19 protein-coding genes and 1 tRNA gene are annotated in these 20,884 nt (G+C 58.0%); 8 read left to right on the top strand and 12 right to left on the bottom strand.

The genetic code is table 11. The features are described 5' to 3' along the window. Positions 1–9: 9 nt before the first annotated feature. The 3 genes from VF684_RS16385 to VF684_RS16395 all read right to left on the bottom strand — a co-directional run bounded on the left by VF684_RS16385 (position 10) and on the right by VF684_RS16395 (position 2,916). Positions 10–258 carry a hypothetical protein gene (locus VF684_RS16385; protein WP_005340533.1) on the bottom strand — a complete coding sequence of 83 codons (249 nt, stop codon included), beginning with the start codon at positions 256–258 and terminating at the stop codon, positions 10–12. A gap of 309 nt (positions 259–567) precedes the next feature. Next, positions 568–1,617, bottom strand: coding sequence for an oxidoreductase (locus VF684_RS16390; protein WP_139440868.1), 1,050 nt, complete (start codon positions 1,615–1,617; stop codon positions 568–570). 135 nt (positions 1,618–1,752) lie between these two features. Beyond that, positions 1,753–2,916: a multidrug effflux MFS transporter gene (locus VF684_RS16395; protein ID WP_005340537.1), complete on the bottom strand. Its 1,164-nt coding sequence runs from the start codon at positions 2,914–2,916 to the stop codon at positions 1,753–1,755. 238 nt (positions 2,917–3,154) lie between these two features. On the opposite strand from VF684_RS16395, the gene rdgB reads away from it, so the two are divergent. Further along, positions 3,155–3,751 carry an RdgB/HAM1 family non-canonical purine NTP pyrophosphatase gene (rdgB, locus tag VF684_RS16400; protein WP_005340539.1) on the top strand — a complete coding sequence of 199 codons (597 nt, stop codon included), beginning with the start codon at positions 3,155–3,157 and terminating at the stop codon, positions 3,749–3,751. 90 nt (positions 3,752–3,841) lie between these two features. Continuing rightward, positions 3,842–4,987, top strand: a complete 1,146-nt coding sequence (gene hemW, locus VF684_RS16405) for a radical SAM family heme chaperone HemW (RefSeq protein ID WP_376899027.1) — start codon at positions 3,842–3,844, stop codon at positions 4,985–4,987. A gap of 103 nt (positions 4,988–5,090) precedes the next feature. Here hemW and VF684_RS16410 read toward each other — a convergent pair whose 3' ends face one another. After that, on the bottom strand, positions 5,091–5,330 hold the full coding sequence (locus VF684_RS16410; RefSeq protein ID WP_071913645.1) for an alternative ribosome-rescue factor A: 240 nt from the start codon (positions 5,328–5,330) through the stop codon (positions 5,091–5,093). 200 nt (positions 5,331–5,530) lie between these two features. Next, positions 5,531–5,986, bottom strand: a complete 456-nt coding sequence (gene zntR / locus VF684_RS16415; protein WP_100646758.1) for a Zn(2+)-responsive transcriptional regulator — start codon at positions 5,984–5,986, stop codon at positions 5,531–5,533. 416 nt (positions 5,987–6,402) lie between these two features. Between zntR and purH the strand changes: the two genes are divergently transcribed. The 4 genes from purH to VF684_RS16435 all read left to right on the top strand — a co-directional run bounded on the left by purH (position 6,403) and on the right by VF684_RS16435 (position 10,583). Further along, positions 6,403–7,995, top strand: a complete 1,593-nt coding sequence (gene purH / locus VF684_RS16420; protein ID WP_376899024.1) for a bifunctional phosphoribosylaminoimidazolecarboxamide formyltransferase/IMP cyclohydrolase — start codon at positions 6,403–6,405, stop codon at positions 7,993–7,995. Positions 7,996–8,109: 114 nt separating this feature from the next. Continuing rightward, positions 8,110–9,396 (top strand): phosphoribosylamine--glycine ligase, encoded by a 1,287-nt coding sequence (purD, locus tag VF684_RS16425; RefSeq protein ID WP_139440864.1) that lies wholly within the window; start codon positions 8,110–8,112, stop codon positions 9,394–9,396. A 277-nt stretch (positions 9,397–9,673) separates the two neighbouring features. Then, positions 9,674–10,048: a cytochrome b562 gene (locus tag VF684_RS16430; protein ID WP_005349056.1), complete on the top strand. Its 375-nt coding sequence runs from the start codon at positions 9,674–9,676 to the stop codon at positions 10,046–10,048. After that, on the top strand, positions 10,029–10,583 hold the full coding sequence (locus VF684_RS16435; protein WP_139440863.1) for a cytochrome b/b6 domain-containing protein: 555 nt from the start codon (positions 10,029–10,031) through the stop codon (positions 10,581–10,583). The genes VF684_RS16430 and VF684_RS16435 overlap by 20 nt, the downstream gene beginning before the upstream one ends. A 164-nt stretch (positions 10,584–10,747) precedes the next feature. On the opposite strand, the gene VF684_RS16440 is transcribed toward VF684_RS16435, so the two are convergent. The 5 genes from VF684_RS16440 to rpsU form a co-directional block, all read right to left on the bottom strand. Further along, positions 10,748–10,824, bottom strand: a tRNA-Ile gene (locus VF684_RS16440). A gap of 187 nt (positions 10,825–11,011) precedes the next feature. Next, positions 11,012–12,907, bottom strand: a complete 1,896-nt coding sequence (rpoD, locus tag VF684_RS16445) for an RNA polymerase sigma factor RpoD (protein WP_263718854.1) — start codon at positions 12,905–12,907, stop codon at positions 11,012–11,014. Between the two features lie 183 nt (positions 12,908–13,090). Further along, positions 13,091–14,869, bottom strand: a complete 1,779-nt coding sequence (dnaG, locus tag VF684_RS16450; protein ID WP_139440857.1) for a DNA primase — start codon at positions 14,867–14,869, stop codon at positions 13,091–13,093. An 88-nt stretch (positions 14,870–14,957) separates the two neighbouring features. Then, positions 14,958–15,401, bottom strand: coding sequence for a GatB/YqeY domain-containing protein (locus VF684_RS16455; protein WP_005349081.1), 444 nt, complete (start codon positions 15,399–15,401; stop codon positions 14,958–14,960). Positions 15,402–15,416: 15 nt separating this feature from the next. Beyond that, the gene (gene rpsU / locus VF684_RS16460) at positions 15,417–15,632 is read right to left on the bottom strand and encodes a 30S ribosomal protein S21 (protein WP_005309452.1); all 216 of its coding nucleotides are present in this window, start codon (positions 15,630–15,632) and stop codon (positions 15,417–15,419) included. Positions 15,633–15,811: 179 nt separating this feature from the next. Here rpsU and tsaD point away from each other — a divergent pair, with 179 nt between their 5' ends. After that, entirely contained in the window at positions 15,812–16,825 is a 1,014-nt protein-coding gene (gene tsaD, locus VF684_RS16465; protein ID WP_064337300.1) for a tRNA (adenosine(37)-N6)-threonylcarbamoyltransferase complex transferase subunit TsaD, read from the top strand. Positions 16,826–17,073: 248 nt separating this feature from the next. Here tsaD and VF684_RS16470 read toward each other — a convergent pair whose 3' ends face one another. Both VF684_RS16470 and aspA read right to left on the bottom strand, forming a co-directional pair. Continuing rightward, positions 17,074–18,393, bottom strand: a complete 1,320-nt coding sequence (locus VF684_RS16470) for an anaerobic C4-dicarboxylate transporter (protein WP_042052808.1) — start codon at positions 18,391–18,393, stop codon at positions 17,074–17,076. Positions 18,394–18,518: 125 nt separating this feature from the next. Continuing rightward, positions 18,519–19,961, bottom strand: coding sequence for an aspartate ammonia-lyase (gene aspA / locus VF684_RS16475; RefSeq protein WP_005340569.1), 1,443 nt, complete (start codon positions 19,959–19,961; stop codon positions 18,519–18,521). 442 nt (positions 19,962–20,403) lie between these two features. Between aspA and VF684_RS16480 the strand changes: the two genes are divergently transcribed. Then, on the top strand, positions 20,404–20,880 hold the full coding sequence (locus VF684_RS16480) for an FxsA family protein (RefSeq protein WP_005358147.1): 477 nt from the start codon (positions 20,404–20,406) through the stop codon (positions 20,878–20,880). Positions 20,881–20,884 lie beyond the last annotated feature (4 nt).

Below are 20,884 nucleotides of genomic sequence, written 5' to 3' on the forward strand. Positions count from 1 at the left end.
GGTGCAGGCTTAGTTGGCCTTGGCATCGCTCACTGCAGCTTCAACCTTGGTAGCGGCTTCGGTAGCAGCTTTTTCTACGGTTGCAGTCGCTTCGGAGGTGGCCTTCTCTACGGTAGAGGTGGCTTCGCTAGCGGCTTTTTCTACAGTGGCAGCAACTTCGGCGGCCGGAGCAGCAGCAGGAGCGGCAGCTTTTTCTTCTTTCTGACCGCAAGCAGTCAACATCAGACCCAGGATACCGGCTACCAGTACTTTGTTCATGTGCATTCCCTCAAAAAAAGATGGAGAGATGGTCTGTGCAACCATCACAGCGCCCACCGTTGCCCGGTATTGAAACAAGAAGCCGGGAGGCAGCAGGCGGGCGCAATATAGCCCCATTAGTTACCGATGAAAACGGATATCACAATGACATTTTTTCGTGCCGTGGATAAAAAGCTCCACTGCAACGACTGATATCAATACAAGATGCCGTTAAATGGTGCTGATTGCACAATAAAACACCGCTTTGCTGCCATCTTGTGGCGGTTTAGCAAGGTCAAGGTTATTCAATAGTGGCTGATGACCCGCACCTTAGTCAGACAGCTTCTGACAGGGCAGCCGTTTTCCCTCAAGGTGGCTCTGACGGGCCAGATCCAGCAGTGCCATCACCGCCAGCGCTTCACTTGCTGGCACCGGGTTGCTCCCTTCGCCCTTGATGGCGGCGCAGACTCCGCGATAGTAGGCGCCATAATCCCCCGCCTCACCCACCACGCTCTGCTGCTGCAACTGACCATCGGCAATGCGGCTGAGCTGACCGGGTTCGCTATCCATGCCCCAATCCGCCGCCGGTGGCCGCTTGCCCAGCTTGAGCTGATCTTCCTGCACATCCATACCGAATTTCACGAACGAACCTTGGCTGCCGTGGACGATGAAACGCGGCATGGTGGCCGAGACCAGACAGCTGCCATGCAGAATAACCCGCAGAGCACCGTAACCCAGCACCACATGGAAGTAGTCGTCCGCCAGTGCGCCGGGGCGCTGCTCGGCCAGATCGGCCTGCAGCCAGTCCGGCTGGCCGAACAGCTGCAGCGCCTGATCCAGCACGTGGGGGCCGAGATCGAACCAGAGGCCGGAACCCGGGCCACCCGCTTCGCGCCAGCGCTGGCGCACTTCGGGGCGATAGCGATCGAAGTGGGATTCGAACTGGGCGATCTGCCCCAGCGTTCCCTCGGCAATCAAGCGGCGCACGGTGAGAAAATCCCCGTCCCAACGGCGGTTGTGGAAGATACTGAGCAGCCGCTGCTGCTTTTCGGCCAGTTCGACCAGTGCTTTCGCTTCTGCCAGATCCAGTGCAAAGGGCTTGTCGATCACCACATGTTTGCCTGCCTGCAGCGCCTGGCGGGCTAGAGGCGCATGGGTGTCGTTGGGGGTGGCGATCACCACCAGATCGACGGTCTCATCCCTCAGCACCTCCTCCAGTGAGCCGACCCGGCAGTCGGGCAGATCGGCCTGCACCTTGGCGGCATCGCGGCTTACCACCCAGCTCAGGGACAAGCCCGGGGTGGTGGAGAGGAAGGGGGCGTGGAAGGTCTTGCCTGCAAAGCCATAGCCCACCAGGGCTGCGTTGAGAGTGTGGCTCATCGGGAGTTCTCCGCTGACATCGAGTGAGTGGGGTTGCCATCGCAGGCAATCTGCCGGATGGCCATGTGCTGTAAAGGCGATACAAACGAGAAGGGGGCCGATGGCCCCCTGAGTGTGCCCATCAGAGCACAGGATTTATTGCAAACACAAGCGGCGACCGCGTCGGGTCATCAGCATCACCAAGGGCGGCAGCAGCAGCCACATATGCAGCGCCAGCTGGCTGAGCGGGTCGTGCATCAGGGCGCCGGTCAGGCCAACCAACGCGCCGGAGCCGCTCATCTGGAACAGGCCGAGCAGGGCGGCGGCGGTACCGGCGCAGTGGCCGAATGGTGCCAGCGCCATCCCGGCGGCCGAGCCCAGAATCATGGCAAAGCCGATGCTGGAGAGGAACACCGGCCCCATCATCGCCAGCGGATGCTCGATGTGCATGGCCAAAGTCAGGGTGATGGCCGAGAGCATCAACACCAGCAGGCCTATGCGCAGGGTGCGTCTTGGCCCTACCTTGGCGATAAAACGCGGCGCCATGAAGCAGGCCAGAATGTTGAGCGCGGCGTTGGCGGTAAACCAGTAGCTAAAGCCGCTCATATCCAGCCCCAGTTTCACCATCAGCTGCACCGGTGCGGCGGTGACATAGGCGAGGATCACCGCCATCGCCAGCATGCACAGCGCCGCGTTGAACAGGAAGCTGGGGGAGCGCAGCACCGGGCTGTAGCGAGACCAGCTGATGAGAGCCCCTTCGCTGCGGGTCTCCTCCGGGCGGGTCTCCGGCATCCGCCACATCAGCCAGCTGCCGACGATGAGCGCATAACCGGCCATAAACCAGAAGTTGGCAGACCAGCCCGCCTTGGCGGTGAGCCAGCCACCGAGCAGGGGTGCCAGCGCAGGAATAAAGCAGATGGCGCCATTGAGGTAGGAGATCATCTGACCGCTCTTTTTCGGGCCATAGCTGTCACGAACCACCGAGAAGGCGGCGACCGAAGTAGCGCAGGCGCCGAAGCCCTGCAGCACTCGCGCCAGCATCAATTCGCCGAGGCTGGCGGCAAAACCGGCCCCCAGCGCGCTCAGGCCATAGAGCAGCACGCCGCCCAGCGCGATGGGCTTGCGACCGTAGCGATCGGCCAGCGGGCCAACAAGCAGTTGCCCCAGTCCCATGCTGAACAGGAACCAGGTGATGGTGCCCTGCATCAGAGTTACTTCGGCGCCCAGCTGCTCGGCCATCTGCGGAATGGCGGGCAGGTAGATGTCGATAGCCAGCGGACTGAACAGCACCAGTAGTACGAGTAAAAGTATCAATGGCATCTGTCACCTCTTTAGTCAGCCAGGTTAATGAATTGGGGCGCGAGTCTACTGACTCACAGTAATGAATAGAAATGGTATTTAATCACTTTGGTTATTCCATTATGGAAACATGTATTAAAAAGCTGGTTATTCGATGGCGGCAAATCCCCCGTAACCCCATCACAGCGGGTGTAATTGACGCTTTTACTAAACGCTTGCGCCGCATAGAATGCGCAGATTATTTTTGCGGAGGTGCTCGATGAACAAGCTTGTCCTGGCAACAGGTAACCAGAAAAAGGTGAAGGAATTGGCCGCCATGCTGGCCGATATGAAGATCCAGGTGATCCCACAGAGCGAGTTTGCGGTCTCCGATGCCGATGAGACCGGCACCACCTTCGTCGAGAATGCCATCATCAAGGCCCGCCACGCCGCCCGCATTACCGGTCTGCCCGCCGTGGCCGATGACTCCGGACTGGAAGTCGATCTGCTGCAAGGGCGCCCCGGCGTTTACTCCGCCCGCTTTGCCGGTGTGGGTGCCGGCGACAAGGCCAACATCGAGAAGCTGCTCGGTGAGCTGCAAGGTGCCCCCGAGTACCTGAAGAGCGCCCGCTTCTGGTGTGTGCTGGTCTATATGCGCCATGCCGACGATCCCACCCCCATCATCTGTCAGGCGAGCTGGGAAGGGATGATCATCGACGAGCCGCGCGGTCAGCACGGTTTTGGCTATGACCCCGTCTTCTTCGTGCCGGATCACGACTGCACCGCCGCCCAGATGCCCGCCGAGCTGAAAAACCAGCTGAGCCATCGCGGTCAGGCGCTGGCCAAGCTCAAAGCGGCGCTGGCTGCGGCGCACTGAGTCACTTCGCCACCTTGTCGGTTACACACGGTCAATTACACATAGTCATCTACAATGGGGGCCTTGAGCCCCCGTTTTATTGGAAGCCCCATGCTGCAACTGCCGCCGCTCTCTCTCTATATTCATGTGCCCTGGTGCGTCCAGAAGTGCCCTTACTGTGACTTCAACTCCCATGCCCAGAAGGGGGAGCTGCCTCACCTCGAATATGTCGCCGCCCTGCTGGAGGATCTGGAGCAGGATCTGAAATGGGCGCAAGGGCGGCCGCTCTCCTCCATCTTTATCGGCGGCGGCACCCCCAGCCTGCTGACGGTGGAGGCGATGCAAACCTTGCTGGATGGGGTGCGGGCCCGCATTGTGCTCACCGCAGATTGCGAGATCACCATGGAGGCCAACCCGGGCACGGTGGAGGCGGACAAGTTCGCCGGTTTCCAGCGCGCCGGCATCAACCGTATCTCCATCGGGGTGCAGAGCTTTCAGCAGGAGAAGCTGACCCGCCTCGGCCGCATTCACGGCCCGGAAGAGGCGCGCAAGGCCGCGGCACTGGCCCATGCCATCAAGTTGCCCACCTTCAATCTGGATCTGATGCACGGTCTGCCGGATCAGAGTCTGGATGATGCCCTTTACGACCTGCAGCAGGCTATCGACTGCGCACCGCCGCACCTCTCCTGGTATCAGCTCACCATAGAGCCGAACACGGCCTTTGCCTCCAAACCGCCCAAACTGCCGGAAGATGACACCCTGTGGGATATCTACGAGCAGGGCCACGCCATGCTCACCGCCAGCGGTTATCGCCAGTACGAGATCTCGGCTTATGCCAAAGAGGGCTACCAGTGCCATCACAACCTCAACTACTGGCGCTTCGGTGACTATCTGGGGATTGGCTGCGGCGCCCACGGCAAGGTGACTGATCTCGCGGATCAGCAGATCCTGCGCACCGCCAAGGTGAAGCATCCGAAAGGGTATCTGGACAAGAGTCGCCCCTATCTGGACGAGCAGTGGCAGGTGACGGCAGACGATCTGCCGCTCGAATACTTTATGAACCGCTTCCGCCTGTTTGAACCGGCCCCCAAGGCGGAGTTCGAGGCCTATACCAGCTTGCCGCTGGAGCGGGTGGAGACGGTGCTCGCCATCGCCCAAAGCAAGGAGCTGATCGAGGATTTGGGAGAGAGCTGGCAGCTCACTTCTCTCGGCCATCGCTATCTCAACGTGTTGCTCGAACTCTTTATGGATGAGTGAGCGGCCTGTTGAGGCTGTGAGTTGGCGTTGCCAAATCGCTTCTTCTGTCAAAACAATCAGGGCGCCAATGGCGCCCTGATTGTTTTGGTCGGTAGAAACCCGCTCAGCAGCAGACGCGGATCATCTGCTGTTGGCCGGGCTCCCACCGCTTGCCGAATTTGGCCTTGCGCTGGTAACTCCCCTTGCCCTTCTTGTTGCGCTCGACTCGGCTGCGAAACAGGGGATCGGAGAGCAGGGCATGCAGATGGTTATCCTTTATCTCGCCGCGCTGGTGGGCATAGTGGCCCCCTTGCGCATGCTCCTCACGGGGGAGGGCGGGTTGGTCGACCCGGATCTTGGCCATGATGGCTCCTCTTCTTTTCTCTTGGTATGTTGATTCTTGTGTCTGGATGGTGGTTTTCGCTGCGAGCGCCTGTTCAGCTGAGCGCCCGGCAACCGGATGCACTGGCTCCGGTTAAAAACGCGGCGATTTTGTCACCAAATCGCCGCCGGAGCAATGCGTCGGGTGCACCGACTCAGCCACACTAAGCCAGCCACAACATGTCAGCCGTGAACCGGGTCATACTGGTCGTGGTTGTGATGCTCGTGATGTGCCGGGGCGCCAGATTCCAGCGTCTCGAGGATGGCGCAGTGCTCCGCCGAGCGCGGCCCGCCGCAGCAGATATTGGAGAGCTCGCGCAGGTTGTCGCGAAAGCGGGTCAGTTCGATGATCTTCTGCTCCACCTGGGCCAGCTTGGTGTCGGCTACCGCTTTTACCTCCTGACAGGTGACTTTGGCCTTGTTGGTATCGAGGTCGAGCAGCTCGCCGATATCGGCCAGCGAGAATCCCACCGACTTGGCGCGGATAATAAACTCCAGCCGCCGCTTGTCCTGCTCGCTGTAGAGGCGGTAGCCGGATTCGTTGCGGATCCCCGGTGAGATAAGCCCGTTCTTCTCGTAAAAACGCAGGGTATCTGCCTTGACCCCGCACGCCTTGGCCAGTTCACCGATCCGATACATGCCCTTTTCTCCCCTTGAATGTATGCCGCCACAAAAACCGGAATCCACTATCACCCCTTTGCCCATGGATTGCCAGCCAAGGGCATAAAAGGGGCAGATAAACAGCTCCTGGCGACCCTTTTTCCCATAAAACACTGAAAGTGCAAACGTTTCGAGAAAATCAAGTGGAAAACGTTTAACGCCGCGCCAAATAAGGCTTTGCTGTTTCAAAAAATCCACCACAGGTCACATTTTTTGTGTAGAATACGCGCCCATAACAGAGCGCCGCACCAAGCGGGCATTTCCTAAAACGCTTTTGCCGGATGTCGGGGCGAGAGTGGTTTGCGAAATCCCCCACTTCCATTTATTTGGGGACTCTCTGTGTTGAGCCTCGCCTCCCATGGAACGGTCCCCGTTATGTTGAGGACGATAGTGTGATGGAACAAGCTCGACCCATTCGCCGTGCACTGCTGAGTGTGTCTGACAAAACTGGCATTCTGGAATTTGCCAAGGCACTCAACGAGCGTGGTGTTGCCCTGCTCTCCACGGGCGGTACCGCCAAGCTGCTTGGCGAGGCGGGTCTGCCGGTGACCGAGGTCTCCGACTACACGGGTTTCCCTGAAATGATGGATGGCCGGGTCAAGACCCTGCATCCCAAGGTTCATGGCGGCATCCTCGGCCGTCGGGATCAGGATGACGCCATCATGGCCCAGCACGCTATCTCCCCCATCGACATGGTTGTCGTCAACCTCTACCCGTTTGCTGCTACCGTGGCCAAAGCGGGCTGCACCCTGGCGGATGCGGTCGAGAACATCGACATCGGCGGCCCGACCATGGTGCGTTCTGCCGCCAAAAACCATAAAGATGTCGCTATCGTCGTCAAAGCTGCCGACTATGATCGGGTTATTCGCGAAATGGATGCCAACGGCAACAGCCTGAAACTGGCGACCCGTTTCGATCTGGCCATCGCCGCATTCGAGCACACTGCCGCCTACGACGGCATGATCGCCAACTACTTCGGCACCATGGTTCCTTCCTACGGTGACAACAAGGAGGGTGACGAGGAGTCCCGCTTCCCGCGCACCTTCAACAGCCAGTTCATCAAGAAGCAGGACATGCGTTACGGCGAGAACAGCCATCAGGCAGCCGCCTTCTACGCCGAAGAGCATGCCGCTCCGGGTTCCGTCTCCAGTGCTGTCCAGCTGCAGGGCAAGGCGCTCTCCTACAACAACATCGCTGATACCGATGCGGCGCTGGAGTGTGTGAAGGAGTTCGACGAGCCGGCCTGCGTCATCGTTAAGCATGCCAACCCCTGCGGCGTGGCCATCGGTAACGACCTGCTGAGTGCCTACGATCGCGCTTACCAGACCGACCCCACCTCTGCCTTCGGCGGCATCATCGCCTTGAACCGCGAGCTGGATGGCGCCACTGCGGCAGCCATCGTGGCCCGCCAGTTTGTCGAAGTGATCATCGCCCCGACCGTCAGCCAGGAGGCCCGCGATGCGGTCGCCGCCAAGCAGAACGTGCGTCTGCTCGAATGCGGGCAGTGGACTGCCCCGGCGCAAGGGTTTGACCTCAAGCGCGTCAACGGCGGCTTGCTGGTGCAGGAGCGGGACCTCGGCATGGTGACTCTGGGTGACCTGACCGTAGTCAGCAAGCGCCAGCCGACCGAGGCCGAGCTGCAGGATCTGCTGTTTTGCTGGAAAGTGGCCAAGTTCGTCAAATCCAATGCCATCGTCTACGCCAAAGATGGCCAAACCATCGGCGTCGGTGCCGGTCAGATGAGCCGTGTTTATTCGGCCAAAATCGCCGGTATCAAGGCGGCGGACGAAGGGTTGACTGTGGCGGGCTCCGTGATGGCCTCCGATGCCTTCTTCCCGTTCCGCGACGGTATCGATGCTGCCGCTCAGGCCGGTATCTCCTGCGTGATCCAGCCGGGTGGCTCGATGCGCGATCAGGAGGTGATCGATGCCGCCGACGAACACGGTATGTGCATGGTCTTCACCAACATGCGCCATTTCCGTCATTGATGGGTCAGGGGCTGCCGATGGCGGCCCTTTTGTTGTCTCTTTTCAACTGACTATTTCCGCTGACTGACGGCCCGGGTGGCCGTCCAGTGACCACAAATAGAAGCGAGCGATACGATGAAAGTACTGATCATTGGCAACGGTGGCCGCGAACACGCCCTGGCCTGGAAGGCCAAACACTCCCCACTGGTACGTCACGTTTTTGTGGCTCCGGGCAACGCAGGCACCCAGCTTGAGCCGGGGGTCGAGAACGTCGCCATCGAGGCGACCGATATCGACGGGCTGCTGGCCTTTGCCAAAGAGAAGCAGATCGGCCTCACCATCGTCGGGCCGGAAGCGCCGCTGGTGAAAGGGGTGGTGGATGCCTTCCGCGCCGCCGGTCAGCCGATCTTTGGCCCGACCGCTGCCGCTGCCCAGCTGGAAGGCTCCAAGGCTTTCACCAAGGATTTCCTGGCCCGTCACGCCATCCCGACTGCCGAATACCAGAACTTCACCGAAGTGGAGCCTGCACTCGCCTACCTGCGCGAGAAGGGCGCCCCCATCGTCATCAAGGCCGATGGTCTGGCGGCGGGCAAGGGGGTGATTGTCGCCATGACCTTGCAGGAGGCGGAAGACGCGGTGCGTGACATGCTCTCCGGCAATGCCTTTGGCGAAGCGGGCTCCCGGGTGGTGATTGAGGAGTTTCTGGAGGGTGAAGAGGCAAGCTTCATCGTCATGGTCGATGGCGAGCACGTGCTGCCGATGGCCACCAGTCAGGATCACAAGCGGGTTGGCGACGGTGATACCGGCCTCAACACCGGAGGTATGGGGGCTTACTCCCCGGCGCCTGTGGTGACCGCCGAGGTACATCGACGCGTGATGGAGCAGGTGATCATGCCGACCGTGCGTGGTATGGCGGCCGAAGGCAATGTCTACACCGGTTTCCTCTATGCCGGTCTGATGATCGACGGCGCAGGCAACCCCAAGGTGATCGAGTTCAACTGCCGTTTCGGCGATCCCGAGACCCAGCCCATCATGCTGCGGATGCAGTCCGATCTGGTGGAGCTCTGCCTGGCCGCTTGCGCAGGCAAGCTGGATCAGAAAGAGGCCATCTATGATCCCCGCGCCGCTATCGGCGTGGTGTTGGCGGCGGGTGGCTATCCTGGCGATTACAGCACCAACCACCCCATCAGCGGCTTGCCGGTGGATGAAGTGGCGGGTGAGAAGGTGTTCCATGCCGGTACCCGCCTGGAGGGCGATACCAGCCTGACCGCTGGCGGCCGCGTGTTGTGCGCCACCGCCCTCGGCCATACTGTGGCAGAAGCCCAGCAGCGTGCCTATCAGCTCGCTGGCCGCATCAAGTGGGATGGCGTCTTCTACCGCAAGGATATCGGCTGGCGCGCCATTGCTCGCGAACAGGAGTAACTGACGCCAGCAAATGGCCAGCTGATTCAGACCCCGCTACGGCGGGGTTTTTTGTCCCTGCTTACCGCTTTCAACCATCCTCATGCTGCGTGTCACCTGCGTTCAATCAGTTACCAAGCGCAAACAAGCGCGGCATATCTGTCACTATTTGCCACAAAAAACAGCATTTTTCACAAACGTTTCACCATGAGTCATGGCATCATGCTGGTGATGAATTCTTGTTTGGATTCATAAGTACCCCTAACAATTCGAGCATGTCGTTATATAAGGAAATCCCATGTTGAAAACCGTCCGCCCCCTGCTGCTGCCCCTGATGTTTGGCCTGATGACCCTGCCTGCCGTGGCGGGTGATCTGGAACAGCCGATGAAGAAGATTGGCTTCAACTACAAGCAGGCCGTCAAGGCTGATGATGCAGCCACCATGGAGAAGCACATCAACGAGATGAAGGCCCAGCTGGACGTGGCCAAGCAGAAGAACATGCCGGCCGCCAAGAAAGAGAAATTTCTTGAAGGGATGAATGAGGTACAGACCGAGCTGGACGCCAGCCTGGCCGCACTCAAGGCGGGTGATGAGGCCAAGGCGCGCGAACATCTGGCCAAGGTCAACGACCTGAAGAAGGAGTACCACAAATATGCCAAGCAAAAAGGGTGAGTCCTTTCGCTGGGATCCGCTGGTTCGCCTGACCCATTTGGGCTTGGCGGCGGTCTGCATCGGCAACCTCTGGGTTAACGAAGCGGGCGAGGAGTGGCACGAGTGGCTGGGTTACGGTGCCATTGGGCTGGTCTCCTTGCGTCTGCTCTGGGGGCTCACTTTCGCCCGTGGCTACGCTCGCCTTGGTGCCCTCATCCCCAGCGGTGAGGATTTTCGCCAGCAAGCGCGCGAGATGCGTGAGCGGCAGCCTCCGGCACCGGGTCATCACGGTAGCGGCAAGCTGGCCGTGTGGGCGCTCTGGCTGGTTGTGCTGGCCACCGCTGGCAGCGGCTGGTTTCAAAATACCGAGACGGGATTTGAACTGGGGGCTGACGAGTGGCATGAGTGGTGCGTAGTGGCGCTACAGGGGCTGATCGGTCTGCACCTGCTGGCCATCGTCTTCACCTCCTGGCGTCAGCGCAGCAATCTGGTTACTCGGATGCTACCCGCCGGGCGTCGCTCATCCATCCAGAGCGGCAGCAACGAGCAAACCTGAGGCTCAGCATTAGGCTCCTTGTCTCTGAGTGAGGCGCCTGATCCGGACCCTGCCCAGACCCGCCCATGGCGGGTCTTTTCTATGACCTCATCGAGCTTATCACTGGACATTGCTCGATCCGCAGATGCAAAAAGGCCGCTCATCATGAGCGGCCTTTTTCAATTTGGTGGCCCCTGGGGGACTTGAACCCACGACCAATCGATTATGAGTCGACTGCTCTGACCAACTGAGCTAAGGGGCCAAATTGTGCGTTTAGCGGCGTGGATTATAGGGGAAGAGGAAAGGGCAGTCTATAGGCATATCAACCACTTGGCGACTAATTGTCCAGCTTGATTGAGGGCGCAAAGAGGGTTGCAAGGGTAAATGCCAGACAAAACAAAGCCCCGCATGGCGGGGCTTTGGCAGAGTAGTTTGACACAGGGTCAGGACTATTCGTCCAGGAAGCTGCGCAGCACTTCCGAGCGGCTCGGGTGGCGCAGTTTGCGCAGTGCCTTGGCTTCGATCTGACGAATACGCTCACGGGTAACGTCGAACTGCTTGCCCACTTCCTCGAGGGTGTGGTCAGTGTTCATGTCGATACCGAAACGCATCCGCAGTACCTTGGCTTCGCGGGCGGTCAGGCCAGCCAGCACTTCGCGGGTGGCGTTGCGCAGGCTTTCGCTGGTCGCCGCATCCGCTGGCAGAGCCAGGGTGGTATCTTCGATAAAGTCGCCCAAGTGGGAATCTTCATCATCACCGATGGGCGTCTCCATGGAGATAGGCTCTTTGGCGATTTTCAGTACCTTGCGGATCTTGTCTTCCGGCATGCCCATGCGCATGGCCAGCTCTTCCGGGTTCGGTTCGCGACCCATCTCCTGCAGCATCTGACGGGAGATACGGTTGAGCTTGTTGATGGTCTCGATCATGTGTACCGGGATACGGATGGTACGGGCCTGATCCGCGATGGAGCGGGTAATGGCCTGACGGATCCACCAGGTTGCATAGGTCGAGAACTTGTAGCCACGACGGTATTCAAACTTGTCTACCGCCTTCATCAGACCGATGTTGCCCTCCTGGATCAGATCCAGGAACTGCAGACCGCGGTTGGTGTACTTCTTGGCGATAGAGATAACCAGACGCAAGTTGGCTTCAACCATCTCTTTCTTCGCGCGGCGGGCCTTGGCCTCACCGATGCTCATGCGACGGTTGATATCCTTGATCTGGGCAATCGACAGGCCGGTCTCTTCTTCAATCTGCTGCAGCTTGCCGATGGCGCGCTGAATATCTTCGTCCATTTCAACCAGACGGGGAGACCAGGCTTTGCCAGCCTGCTTCTGGTATTCGAACCAGGCAGTTTCACACTCGTTGTTGGTGAAGGCCGCGACGAAGGTTTTCTTCGGCATCTTGGCCTGCTCAACGCAGAGCTTCATGATGATGCGTTCCTGCACGCGGACGCGCTCCATCATTTCACGCATGTTGTTGACCAGGCGATCGAACTGCTTGGGCATCAGGCGGAATTGGCGGAATACATCGGCCAGCTGGGCGATGGCGGCCTGGGTATCTTCGTGTGCGCGACCATTCTTCTGAATGGAGAGGCGGGTCACTTCATACTGGGCACGCAGTTCGCCAAACTTCTCGCGAGCGACTTCCGGATCCGGACCACCGTCACCGTCGTCGTCAGAGCTGTCGCCATCTTCGTCTTCGTCTTCTTCGTCTTCTTCATCTTCGTCGGCCAGATCGTCTTCGCCGAGCTCGGAACCGATATGCGTGGCGGTAGGCGCCATATCTTCAGTTTCGTTCGGGTCAATAAAGCCAGAGATAATGTCAGAGAGACGCAGCTGCTCGGCTTCGTACTTGTCGTACTGTTCGAGCAGGTAAGTAATTGCTTCAGGGTACTCGGCTACGGAGCTTTGTACCTGGTTGATACCGTCTTCGATCCGCTTGGCGATGTCGATTTCGCCTTCACGGGTCAGCAGTTCGACGGTACCCATTTCCCGCATGTACATGCGGACGGGATCGGTCGTGCGACCAATCTCAGATTCAACAGATGCCAGAGCCTGGGCCGCTGCTTCGGCAGCGTCCTCATCGGCGGTACCACCTTCAGCCATGATAAGATCATCGGCATCCGGAGCGTTTTCAACCACTTGAATGCCCATATCGTTGATCATCTGAATGATGTCTTCGATCTGGTCTGAATCGACAATGTCTTGCGGGAGGTGATCGTTCACCTCGGCATAGGTCAGGTAGCCCTGTTCTTTACCTTTGGCAACGAGGAGTTTAAGCTGAGACTGCGGGGTTTGCTCCATAGAACTCATCCGGTTGGTGTTGCTAGGTTGCGCGTACAGTGCGCTGCTGCGCAAATAGCCAATTCTAATAGAAAACCGCCAGACATGCTATGTCTGGTTGCGGCGTCGGTCATGAGAAACCCCTGCCCGCAGTATTGTCGGGGCTAGGCGGTTATAAAAATTTTGCTTTTCATCCCGTCGATTCGGGCAACGTTATTCATATTGGGACTATTCACTCAAATATCAAGCCCCACACTCATTTCTTTTCTCAGTCTTCATCTCCCTGAGTAGCATCATTAACTCCTGCATCTCCGCTTGGCTTGGTCTTTCCTTGTTTTGTAACTCTTCTATACGCTGATTCAAAACCTGACTGGTAAAGCCAAAGAAAGTGTCTTCCAGTTCCCTCTGAATGTCCGGAGCTTGATCCGGATTGATCTCTTCAAACGGGTAATACATTGCCAGTTGTGCGAGGATCTCTCCCTCCTTGGTACCGCGCCAATGTTCCAGCAGGATACCTGTGGTAATACCGGGCTGTGCCAGGATCTGCTGGTGCAGTTGCAGCAGGAACTTGATGCCCTGTACGCGCAGTCCGGCCAATTCCGGCATGGAGGGCAGTTTGGCAGCTACCGCCGGATATTGCACCATCAGCGCCAGCGCCCGCCGCAGTGGAGTCAACTTGATCGCTTTTGGTTTGTTGACCTCGGCCTTGGGCTGAGTGTTGCGGGCAAAGAGCTCGGCGATGCGCTGCTTGTTCTCGCCCCAGCGCATCATGCTGGAGAGGCGGGTGATCAACCCTTCGCGGGTAAACCCTTCCGGTACGCGGCGGATGAGTTCAGCAGCCTCATGAGCTATCTCATGCTTGCCTGCTTCACCTAGTAGTATTGCGTCCCGCCTTAGGCGCTGGAACATGAAGTCGGCGAACGGCTGGGCTTCATCGAGCAGAGCTTCGAAGCCCTCCTTGCCGATCTGGCGTACCAGAGAGTCGGGATCCTCGCCATCGGGCAGGAACACGAACTTCAGCTCGCGGCCATCCTGCAGATGAGGGAGGGCATTATCCAGCGCGCGCCAGGCGGCTTCACGACCGGCGTTGTCACCGTCGTAGCAGCAGACTACCTCGGCGGTGGTGCGAAACAGGGTGTGGATATGGTCGCTGGTCGTTGCAGTACCCAGCGCCGCCACCGCATAGTCGATGTCGTACTGACCGAGTGCCACTACATCCATGTAGCCTTCCACCACCAGGATCCGGCGTGGATCCTTGTGTGCCTGCTTCACCTCGTAGAGACCGAACAGCTCCCGCCCTTTATGGAAGATGGGGGTTTCCGGCGAGTTCAGGTATTTGGGGGTGCCATCACCCAGCACCCGGCCACCGAAACCGATGACCCGGCCACGCTTGTCACGGATCGGGAACATGATGCGATCGCGGAAACGATCATAACTCCCCGGGCCATTGTCACGGGTGATCAGCATGCCGCCCGAGATAAGCAACTGCTCGTGATCCCGGCTGGTACCAAAGCGTCGGCGCACCTGATCCCAATCGCTGGGTGCATAGCCAATGTTGAATCGTTTGACCACTTCACCGGTCAGGCCGCGGCCTTTGAGGTACTCCACCGCATGGGGAGCGCTCTTGAGATTGCTCTCGTAGAAGCGGGCGATCTGGTTCATCAGCTCGAACAGATCCTTGCTGACTGCGGGTTGGCTATTGGCCGAGCCGCCGATGCTCTGCTCGCGAGGTACCTGCATGCCTTGCATGCTGGCGAGTTCTTCGATGGCATCGGGAAATTCGAGACCGTCGTACTCCATGATAAAGCCGATGGCATTGCCGTGGGCGCCACAACCGAAACAGTGGTAGAACTGCTTCTCCTGGCTGACGGTAAAAGAGGGGCTTTTTTCGTTATGAAAAGGGCAGCAAGCCTGGTAGTTCTTACCGGCTTTTTTCAGCCGCACTCGCGAGTCGATCAGCTCGACTATGTCTGTGCGTACGAGCAGATCGTCGATAAAGGATTGGGGGATCCTGCCTGCCATAACCGTCCTGTTTCATTGCGGAGAAAATAAAAAAGCCGCGCATTCCAAGGGAAGCACGGCTTCTTCGACCAAACAAGAGAGTTGCCTGTTACGCCAAGCGGGTTTTCACCTGAGCACTGACGGCGCCGACATCGGCACGCCCCTGAATTTTCGGCTTCAAGACAGCCATGACCTTGCCCATATCAGCCATGACGGCAGCACCACTTTCAGTGATGGCTTGCTCGATCAGGGCAGCAATTTCATCTGCGGTCAGCTGTTGCGGCAGGAATTCCTGCAACACAACGATCTCGGCGGACTCTTTGTCGGCGAGATCCTGGCGACCGGCAGCTTCAAATTGGCTGATGGAATCGCGGCGCTGTTTGACCATTTTGGTCACGACAGCGAGGATATCCTCATCATTCAGCTCGATACGGGTATCGACTTCACGTTGCTTGATTTCTGCCATCAACAAGCGGATCGCTCCCAGACGTGCCTTATCTTTGGCAAGCATGGCGAGCTTTTGCTGATCCTTGAGTTGATCCTTCAGAGACACGGCAATATCTCCCGATTAGTACAGGCGGATACGACGTGCGTTTTCGCGAGACAGCTTCTTGGCGTGACGCTTGACAGCAGACGCTTTGGCGCGCTTACGAATGGTAGTCGGCTTCTCGTAGAACTCACGGCTACGAACTTCGGACAGGATACCGGCTTTTTCGCAAGAACGCTTGAAACGACGCAGAGCAACGTCAAACGGCTCATTTTCACGGACTTTGATTACTGGCATGTGCCTTTCACCTCAGTGATAAATTGTTAGCTGACCTTCAATCGATCAGCATGTCTTAAAATGGTGCGAAATTATACTCTGGACAGGGAATGAAAGTAAACCCGCAGAGATCGCTCTGGTTTAAAAAACCCGCGAAGGTTACCATAGCCGTCTCATTTTAGCAGTGAAATTTTTTAGCAATGCGTGTATTGGGCATAGAGACATCCTGTGACGAAACCGGGATCGCGATCTTCGACGATCAAAAAGGGATCCTTTCCCATCAGTTATACAGCCAGGTCAAGCTGCATGCGGACTACGGTGGCGTTGTCCCCGAACTCGCCAGCCGGGATCATGTTCGCAAGACGATCCCGTTGATCCAGGCCGCATTGCAAGAGGCGGGACTGGGCAAAGATGACATCGACGGCATCGCGTATACCGCGGGTCCGGGTCTGGTTGGCGCCATTCTGGTGGGGGCGACCATTGGCCGTTCGCTGGCGATGGCATGGAACAAGCCTGCTATCGCCGTCCACCATATGGAAGGCCACCTGCTGGCTCCCATGCTGGAAGAAAAGGCCCCCGAGTTCCCCTTCGTGGCGCTGCTGGTCTCCGGTGGTCACTCCATGCTGGTGCGGGTTGACGGCATCGGCAGCTATCAGCTGTTGGGCGAATCCATCGACGATGCCGCTGGCGAAGCGTTCGACAAGACCGCCAAGCTGATGGGGCTGGACTATCCGGGTGGTCCGCTGCTCTCCCGTCTGGCCGAGAAGGGCACTAAGGGGCGCTTCCACTTCCCCCGTCCCATGACTGACCGTCCCGGGCTCGACATGAGCTTCTCCGGCCTCAAGACCTTCACAGCCAACACCATCGCCGCCAATGGTGATGATGAACAGACCCGTGCCGATATCGCTCGGGCGTTTGAAGATGCGGTGGTTGATACCCTGGCCATCAAGTGCCGTCGTGCCTTGAAGGAGACCGGTCTCACGCGTCTGGTGGTCGCCGGTGGCGTCAGTGCCAACCGTCATCTGCGTGCCCAGCTGGCCGAGCTGATGGAGAGCCTCAAGGGCGAGGTGTTCTATCCGCGCACTGAATATTGCACCGATAACGGCGCCATGATCGCTTACGCCGGTATGCAGCGCCTGAAAGCGGGCGTGTTCGAACCTCTGGTGGTCAAAGCCGTGCCGCGCTGGCCGCTGGATACCCTGGATCCGGTCTGATCTGAAGGATCCCGTCTTCTGGCGTGGTGGTGAGTACCATGGTGGCCTACTACTCCGGCAATCTGGCAGTGGTGGTTATAGCGCCGCTGGCACGCTGTTGTGGTGTCTGCTGTCGCCGTGGTTGAGCCATCCGGATAATACGTCAGGTCTCTCGCTGCCAGACAGCCAAGCCAAGTACAGAGTAAAGAGATAAAAAAATCCCCGCCAACTGGCGGGGATTTTTTATTTGGCGATCGGCAGGCGATGAATTACAGCAGGATGCCGCCGAAGAAGAAGCCCAGTGCCACGGCGATGGCGATGGTGGCGGTGCCCGGTACGAAGAAGGGATGGTTGAAGACCGCCTTACCGATACGGGTGGAGCCGGTGTCGTCCATCTCTACCGCGGCCAGCAGAGTCGGGTAGGTCGGCAGTACGAACAGGGCGCTCACGGCTGCGAAGGAGGCAATCGCAGTCAGCGGGCTGACACCCAGTGCCAGTGCGGCAGGCATCAGGGCTTTGGTGGTGGCGCCTTGTGAATAGAGCAGCATGGCAGCGAAGAACAGCACCACGGCCAGCAGCCAGGAGTACTGGTTCAGCAGGTCGCCAGCGATCAGCTGGATGGTGTCCATGTTGCCTTTCACGAAGACGTTACCCAGCCAGGCCACACCCAGTACGCAGATACAGGCGGACATACCGGACTTGAAGGTCGGCATGTTGGTCACTTGGGTGGCGTCCAGTTTGCACACCAGGGTCATGATGGTGGCCGCGGCCAGCATGATGCCCATGATGGCGCCGTCACGGGGGATCGGCGGGTTGGTGATCAGGCCCACTTTACCGGAGATGGCAGTGGCATAAGCCATGACAGCAACGATGGCGGCGATGAAGATCCAGACAGACAGTTTGGCGTACGGTTTGATCTCGAGCTTGGTAGTACCACGCAGTTTGATCAGGCCCTTGGCTTTACGCTCCAGATAGACTTCGTCCTGGTCCAGCGGTTTGCCCATCATGTTGGCAATGAAGGCGCCCAGGATACAGGCCAGGAAGGTAGAGGGGATGCAGATGGCCAGCAGGGTCAGGTAGTCAACACCAAACGGCTCGAGCATGCCGGAGAAGGCAACCACAGCGGCAGAGATCGGGGAAGCTGTGATGGCGATCTGGGAGGCGACAACCGCGATGGAGAGCGGACGTGATGGGCGGATCCCTTGCTCTTTGGCCACTTCAGCGATCACCGGCAGGGTGGAGAAGGCGGTATGACCGGTACCGGCCAGCATGGTCATCAGGTAGGTGACCACCGGGGCGGCGAAGGTAATGTATTTGGGGTTCTTGCGCAGCGCTTTTTCTGCCAGGAAGACCAGATAGTCCATCCCGCCAGCCAGTTGCATACAGGCGATGGCGCAGATGACGGACGCGATGATCATGATCACATCCCAAGGGATGTAGCTGACCAGTTGATCGCTCGGGATGGGCATGCCCAGACCCCACGTCAATACCAGTACCCCCAGACCACCGGCAAAGCCGATGCCGATGCTGCCTATCCGGGCCCCCAGATAGATAGCGGCGAGCACGACAAGTAACTCGATTCCAATCATAGCGATAACTCCATTTTTTAGTTTTTGGTTTTTATTTGGCAAAAAGCCAATTCCCGATCGGGCTGGGGATAAAGACCAATCGGGAACTGACTTTATGGGCCGGGAAGATCCCGGCCCATACTCGCTTATACGGCAGCTTCGCGGGTGAAACGCTTGGCTTTGTATTGCGGGTTCATCAGGTTCTCGATGGAGAGAATTTCGTCCAGCTGCTCGGCGCTCAGCAGGCCGCGCTCAAGAACGACTTCGCGGACGTTCTTGCCGGTCTGGGCACAGATCTTGCCGACGATATCCCCTTCGTGGTGGCCGATGAAGGGGTTCAGGTAGGTCACGATACCGATGGAGTTCAGCACGTGATTCATGCAGATTTCCGGGTTGGCGGTGATACCTTCCACGCACTTCTCGCGCAGGGAAATGCAGGCTTTTTCCATCAGGCTCAGGGATTCGAACATCGCCTGACCAATCACTGGCTCCATGACGTTCAGCTGCAGCTGACCGGCTTCGGCGGCGAAGGTGATGGTGATGTCGTTACCGAATACCTTGAAGCAGGATTGGTTGACCACTTCCGGGATAACCGGGTTGACCTTGGCCGGCATAATGGAGGAACCCGCCTGCATTTCCGGCAGGTTGATCTCTTTCAGTGCAGTGCGCGGGCCGGAGGAGAGCAGACGCAGGTCGTTACAGATCTTGGACAGCTTCATGGCCAGACGCTTGATGGCGCCGTGCAGCATGACGTAGGCGCCACAGTCGGAGGTCGCTTCAATCAGATCTTCTGCCGGCACATAGGCACGACCGGTGATCTCGGCCAGACGCTTGATGGCCAGTGCAGAGTACTCGGGCGGAGTGTTCAGACCGGTACCGATGGCGGTAGCGCCCAGGTTCACTTCCAGCAGCAGCTCCTGGCAACGCTTGATGGACTTGATCTCTTCACGCAGTGTCACGGCGAATGCGTGGAACTCCTGACCCAGGGTCATCGGAACCGCATCTTGCAGCTGGGTACGACCCATCTTCAGGATGTTTTTGAACTCTTTCGCTTTGGCATCGAATGCCGCGATCAGGTGCTCCAGCGCGTGCAGAGTCACATCAGTGCTGTTGACCACAGCAACGCGGAAGCCGGTGGGGTAGGCATCGTTGGTGGACTGGCACTTGTTGACGTGGTCGTTCGGGTTGATGACGTCGTAACGGCCTTTCTCCAGACCCATGATTTCCAGGGCGATGTTGGCCAGTACTTCGTTGGTGTTCATGTTGACGGAGGTGCCGGCACCACCCTGGTAAACGTCGACCGGGAACTGGTCGAAGCATTTGCCGGTGTTCAGCATCAGGTCGCAGGCTTCTACGATCTTGTCAGCAATTTCAGGACGGATGGTACCCAATTCACCGTTTGCCAGCGCAGCGGCCTTCTTGGTCAGCACCATACCGCGGACGAATTCCGGAACGTCAGAAATCTTCTGAGAGCTGATCTTGAAGTTCTCGACAGCGCGCAGGGTATGCACACCGTAGTAGAGATCATTGGAAACTTCTTTGGTGCCCAGCAGGTCTTCTTCAATGCGGACGTTCTTGATGTCGCTCATTGTAATGCCTCAGAAATCAGATAAATGGAAAAATCCTCACCGAGTGGTCGCGAGTTCCTTGCGCACAGCTCATCCTGAAGCACCACACATCGAGTGGGGCGGTTGGGAGAATGACCTCCCGAAAAACTAATCAATATACTACTCCAATTGAGGTATCGGTTATTAGAGGTGGATCACTAAATTTGCGATATTTTCAAATTACTTTGAGGAAAGTACACATATGTTATGAAGTTTTTATCATGATGATTTTTATAATTTTTTGTGACTTTTTGCTGGTTTTTTAGATTGCTGATGACGTAGGAGTCAGTTGACCAACTTGAAAAGAGGGGGGCCGCCCCCATTTATTCAGGGCAGAAAGTGGTGATGATGGGGTGGCAAAATCGCCTCTGGCCATCGTTACATGGGTGCCACTTTTTCTCAATTTACCGGTGCTGGAGTGGATATGGGCAAGTTGTTTTTGTTGTTGGTGGGTCTGGTTGTACTGGAACTCACCGTGATGATCGAGGTCGGCTCGGTAATCGGGGCGCTGCCGACTGTCGGCTTGCTCATACTGACCGCAGTATTGGGTTCCTCGCTGGTGCGCAGTGAAGGGATCAAAACCCTGTTCAGCGCCCAGCAAAAGATGCAGATGGGCGAGATGCCAGGCCGCGAGGTGATGGGGGGCATGATGCTGGCATTGGCTGGCTTGCTGCTGATTATCCCGGGTTTCGTGACCGACATTTTCGGTGTGCTGTTGCTGCAACCTTGGCTGCGCAACAAACTGGCTGACAAGCTGATCGGCAGCAGCCAGTTCCGGATGCAGATGGGTGGTTTCCAGCCTACTCAATCGCCGTTTGGCAACGCACCGTCCGATGATCATCTGGGAAACGCCAAGCAGGGCGGCACCACCATCGAAGGCGAATTTGAGCGCAAAGAGTAATCGA

Source organism: Aeromonas sp. Lyrl_2 (genome assembly GCF_051948815.1).
In the GTDB taxonomy this organism is placed as follows: Bacteria; Pseudomonadota; Gammaproteobacteria; order Enterobacterales; family Aeromonadaceae; genus Aeromonas; species Aeromonas veronii.

Bases quoted from the DNA above. Each gene is read 5' to 3' on its own strand.
- VF684_RS16385 (WP_005340533.1), bottom strand. From the start codon at position 258: ATGAACAAAGTACTGGTAGCCGGTATCCTGGGTCTGATGTTGACTGCT.
- VF684_RS16390 (WP_139440868.1), bottom strand. From the start codon at position 1,617: ATGAGCCACACTCTCAACGCAGCCCTGGTGGGCTATGGCTTTGCAGGC.
- VF684_RS16395 (WP_005340537.1), bottom strand. From the start codon at position 2,916: ATGCCATTGATACTTTTACTCGTACTACTGGTGCTGTTCAGTCCGCTG.
- rdgB (WP_005340539.1), top strand. From the start codon at position 3,155: ATGAACAAGCTTGTCCTGGCAACAGGTAACCAGAAAAAGGTGAAGGAA.
- hemW (WP_376899027.1), top strand. From the start codon at position 3,842: ATGCTGCAACTGCCGCCGCTCTCTCTCTATATTCATGTGCCCTGGTGC.
- VF684_RS16410 (WP_071913645.1), bottom strand. From the start codon at position 5,330: ATGGCCAAGATCCGGGTCGACCAACCCGCCCTCCCCCGTGAGGAGCAT.
- zntR (WP_100646758.1), bottom strand. From the start codon at position 5,986: ATGTATCGGATCGGTGAACTGGCCAAGGCGTGCGGGGTCAAGGCAGAT.
- purH (WP_376899024.1), top strand. From the start codon at position 6,403: ATGGAACAAGCTCGACCCATTCGCCGTGCACTGCTGAGTGTGTCTGAC.
- purD (WP_139440864.1), top strand. From the start codon at position 8,110: ATGAAAGTACTGATCATTGGCAACGGTGGCCGCGAACACGCCCTGGCC.
- VF684_RS16430 (WP_005349056.1), top strand. From the start codon at position 9,674: ATGTTGAAAACCGTCCGCCCCCTGCTGCTGCCCCTGATGTTTGGCCTG.
- VF684_RS16435 (WP_139440863.1), top strand. From the start codon at position 10,029: ATGCCAAGCAAAAAGGGTGAGTCCTTTCGCTGGGATCCGCTGGTTCGC.
- dnaG (WP_139440857.1), bottom strand. From the start codon at position 14,869: ATGGCAGGCAGGATCCCCCAATCCTTTATCGACGATCTGCTCGTACGC.
- rpsU (WP_005309452.1), bottom strand. From the start codon at position 15,632: ATGCCAGTAATCAAAGTCCGTGAAAATGAGCCGTTTGACGTTGCTCTG.
- tsaD (WP_064337300.1), top strand. From the start codon at position 15,812: ATGCGTGTATTGGGCATAGAGACATCCTGTGACGAAACCGGGATCGCG.
- VF684_RS16470 (WP_042052808.1), bottom strand. From the start codon at position 18,393: ATGATTGGAATCGAGTTACTTGTCGTGCTCGCCGCTATCTATCTGGGG.
- aspA (WP_005340569.1), bottom strand. From the start codon at position 19,961: ATGAGCGACATCAAGAACGTCCGCATTGAAGAAGACCTGCTGGGCACC.
- VF684_RS16480 (WP_005358147.1), top strand. From the start codon at position 20,404: ATGGGCAAGTTGTTTTTGTTGTTGGTGGGTCTGGTTGTACTGGAACTC.